This is a genomic window from Lentzea fradiae, from assembly GCF_900100955.1.
Classification (GTDB): domain Bacteria; phylum Actinomycetota; class Actinomycetes; order Mycobacteriales; family Pseudonocardiaceae; genus Lentzea; species Lentzea fradiae.
On record NZ_FNCC01000041.1, the window covers coordinates 1 to 3,418 of the forward strand.

General features: G+C 68.1%; 5 protein-coding genes. All 5 read left to right on the forward strand.

Annotated features, from left to right (window positions below; all coding sequences use genetic code 11):
- The first annotated feature begins 423 nt into the window (after positions 1 to 423).
- Genes rpmH through BLT23_RS39770 form a run of 5 tightly spaced genes read left to right on the forward strand, consistent with a single transcriptional unit; the run spans position 424 to position 2,836 of the window.
- On the forward strand, positions 424 to 567 hold the full coding sequence (gene rpmH / locus BLT23_RS39750) for a 50S ribosomal protein L34 (RefSeq protein ID WP_090060594.1): 144 nt from the start codon (positions 424 to 426) through the stop codon (positions 565 to 567).
- Positions 568 to 593: 26 nt separating this feature from the next.
- The gene (gene rnpA / locus BLT23_RS39755; protein ID WP_090060596.1) at positions 594 to 935 is read left to right on the forward strand and encodes a ribonuclease P protein component; all 342 of its coding nucleotides are present in this window, start codon (positions 594 to 596) and stop codon (positions 933 to 935) included.
- Entirely contained in the window at positions 932 to 1,189 is a 258-nt protein-coding gene (gene yidD, locus BLT23_RS39760) for a membrane protein insertion efficiency factor YidD (protein ID WP_089948307.1), read from the forward strand. Before rnpA ends, yidD begins: the two co-directional genes overlap by 4 nt.
- A 3-nt stretch (positions 1,190 to 1,192) precedes the next feature.
- Complete coding sequence (gene yidC / locus BLT23_RS39765) at positions 1,193 to 2,248, forward strand: membrane protein insertase YidC (RefSeq protein ID WP_090060599.1); 1,056 nt, start codon at positions 1,193 to 1,195, stop codon at positions 2,246 to 2,248.
- Positions 2,249 to 2,278: 30 nt separating this feature from the next.
- Positions 2,279 to 2,836, forward strand: a complete 558-nt coding sequence (locus BLT23_RS39770; RefSeq protein ID WP_176947168.1) for a Jag family protein — start codon at positions 2,279 to 2,281, stop codon at positions 2,834 to 2,836.
- Positions 2,837 to 3,418: the final 582 nt, after the last annotated feature.

Genomic DNA, 3,418 nt, shown 5'->3' on the forward strand with positions numbered 1-3,418 from the left:
ACAGGTGGCTCGTCGCCAGTTCCTGCACCACCTCGGCCCACACGAGACCAAGGTCCACCTGCTGGTTCGACACCTCCGCGCTCCCCTCCCCTCCGCCGGAGCCCACGACTCCACTTGTGGACACGGAGAATAGAGGTATCCACAGAGTTATCCACAACTGTGCACTAAAAGGTGCGTTGTGTTGCCGGTACGGTGGCGGCTCCCACGCCAGCCCCGGCATGCGCGAGGGAAGCACGGTAACAAGGGCCGCCACGGCTCACAAGACGTGGCCTCACCCACCCCGATTTGGTCGCCGCACCCGGGCATGCGTACCCTCGTAGGAGTCTCCCGCTTGCGACGGGCGCCTTTCGCGCGCCTACGTCCACTGCCGTCGGGGACAACCACACAGGCTTTGTCAGCAGTGAAGCAACGGGAGAACCGACCGTGAGCAAGGGTAAGCGCACCTTCCAGCCCAACAACCGCCGCCGCGCGAAGACGCACGGCTTCCGGCTGCGCATGCGCACCCGCGCCGGCCGCGCCATTCTGGCCGCGCGCCGAAGCAAGGGCCGTGCCCGCCTGTCCGCCTGATCGCGGCTGGTAAGCGCAGCGTCGTCGTGCTCCCACCGGCCGCCCGGCTCACCCGCAGCCAGGACTTCGGCCTGGTGGTCCGCAGAGGCCGCCGCGCCGGACGACCCCGGTTGGTCGTCCACGTCTTGAAGCCCGACGTGCCCACCTTGGATTCGTCCAAGGTGGGCTTCGTCGTGAGCAAGGCCGTGGGCAACTCGGTGGTGCGCCACCGCGTCTACCGGCGCCTCCGCCACGTCGTCCGGCCGTGCCTGGCGGACCTGCCACCGGGAACTCTGGTGGTGGTGAGGGCGTTGGCTCCAGCAGCCGAGGCGTCGAGCGAGGAGCTCGCCGCCGACCTCTCCTCCGCTCTGCGCAAGGTGCTGCGATGACCACGTTGCCCGCCAAGGTCGCGCTGCTGCCGGTGCACTTCTACCGGCGCTTCGTCTCCCCACTGCTACCGCCGACCTGTCGCTTCTACCCGAGCTGCAGCGCGTACGCGGTGGAAGCCCTGACCGTCCACGGTGCGCTGCGAGGAACCTGGCTGACGATCCGCCGGTTGCTGCGCTGCGGACCCTGGCACCCTGGAGGCCTGGACCCCGTTCCGCCGAGGCGGCAGGTCCCCGACGTATCCACCGAGGAGTAGTCCGTGCTCAACTTCATCTACTACCCGGTGTCCTTCATCTTGTGGTGTTGGCACTGGGTGTTCGGCAAGGTCTTCGGTGAAGCGAGCGGGTTCGCCTGGGCGCTGGCCGTGGTCTTCCTGGTCTTCACCCTCCGCGCCATCCTCTTCAAGCCGTTCGTCGGCCAGGTGCGCTCCATGCGAAAGATGCAGGAGTTCGCGCCGGAGATGCAGAAGATCAAGAAGAAGTTCCCGAACGACCGCCAGCGCCAGGCGCAGGAGATGCAGAAGCTGCAGTCCGAGCACGGCGTGAACCCGCTCGGCGGCTGCCTGCCGATGCTGGTGCAGATCCCGGTCTTCATCGGCCTGTTCCACGTGCTGCGCTCGTTCAAGCCCGGCTGGGGCGAGGTCTACTTCTTCGACAAGGCCGGCGTCGACTCGTTCGTCCAGGCGAAGCTCTTCGGCACCAACCTCTCGACGTTCATCACGATGCCGGCCGACCAGCTGGCCGCGTTCGGCACCGAACGCCTCAACGTCATCCTCGTGTCCGTGCCGCTGATGATCGTGGCGTCCATCGCGACCCACTTCACGGCCCGCCACTCGGTCGCCCGCCAGAACCAGGCCGCGCTGGACAACCCGCAGACGGCCATCATGAACAAGCTGACGCTCTACATCTTCCCACTGGGCGTCCTGGTCGGTGGCTTCTTCTTCCCCGTCGCGATCCTGCTGTACTGGCTGTCCAACAACGGCTGGACCCTCGGCCAGCAGCACATCGTCTACAAGCGCATCGACGCCGAGGAAGAGCAGAAGAAGGCCACCGTCGTCGAGACCCGGCAGGCCCTCGCCCCCAAGCCGGGCGCGAAGCCGGTGAACCCGAAGAAGCCCGCACCGGGCGCGAAGCCCGCGAACGGCGCCAAGCGCCAGCCCACCGCGGGCCCCGGCGGCTCCGCCTCGAAGGCCACCAAGGCCGCGAAGCCGGAAGCCGAGAAGGACGCGAACGGTTCGTCGCCGAACACCGAGATCCCCGGCCTGACCCCAGGCCGATCCACCAGCAAGAAGCCGGGCAGCAAGAAGCGCCGCTAGATTCGGGCGTTGCCCCGGAGAGGAGACATCGTGTCGGAGACCTTGCAGGCGACCGACGACGTGGAGGCGTCGACGCCGGCCGAGGCCGGGACCGAGGCCGAGCCGCAGTCGCAGAGCAAGACCGAGGACCTGCTCGTCCAGGAAGGCGACATCGCGGGCGACTATCTCGAGCGCCTGCTGGACCTGCTCGACTACGACGGCGACATCGACCTGGACGTGGAAGGCGGCCGGGCGGTGGTCAGCATCGACGGCGGCGAGGACCTGTCCAAGCTGGTGGGCCCCCGAGGCAACGTCCTCGAGTCGCTCCAGGAACTCACCCGCCTGGCGGTCCAGCAGGAGACCGGCGTCCGCAGCCGCCTCATGCTCGACATCGCCCAGTGGCGAGCAGGCCGCCGAGCAGAACTGGCAGAACTCGGCCGCACCACTGCGGAGAAGGTGGCCGCCTCCGGCGAGCGCGCCCGCCTGCACCCGATGACCCCGTTCGAACGCAAGGTCGTCCACGACGCCGTCGCAGCAGTGGCAGGCGTCCACAGCGAGAGCGAAGGCGAAGAGCCGCAGCGGCGGGTCATCATCTTCCCGAAGCCCTGACGGCTTCCGCTCCACCACACGGCCCCTGGTTCCCCGGAACCAGGGGCCGCTTGCTGTTCGGGGGAGGTTCGGGTCGTGGGATGAGGCTCGGTGAGCGGCAGGGCGAGGCAGGCCGGAGAACCGCGACGTTGACCGCGGGCCCGGTGCTGAACTGGCTCGATAGCGGGCGTCCGCAAGACGCCCGGCAAGGACGACGGTGACGGTACGGACTACGGCCACGATGGCGACGCGAAGTGAGCCGACCAGGGCGCGCGGTCCGGGAGCCGGTAAGCGCCCAGACATTGCGATTGGGAGGCTTTACCTTGAGTGAGCGGGATGCTTACCTCGGTCCGGCCAGCGCCCTTCATCCCGGCTTTGAGGCCGCGCAGCATCCCGCCTGACACGCCCGCGCCGGAAGCCGAACCAGCGATCCGCGTTTCACGTGAAACCACCCCACCGCGACCCGCTCCCTCACCCGCCCGCACCACCCCGGCCAAAATCAATCCAAGTTTCACGTGAAACGGCGCCCAGGATTTGGCGCACCAACCGCCCCATCCGTCATGATGGTCACCTGGCATTCGCCAGCTTTTCCACCCGGCTGCC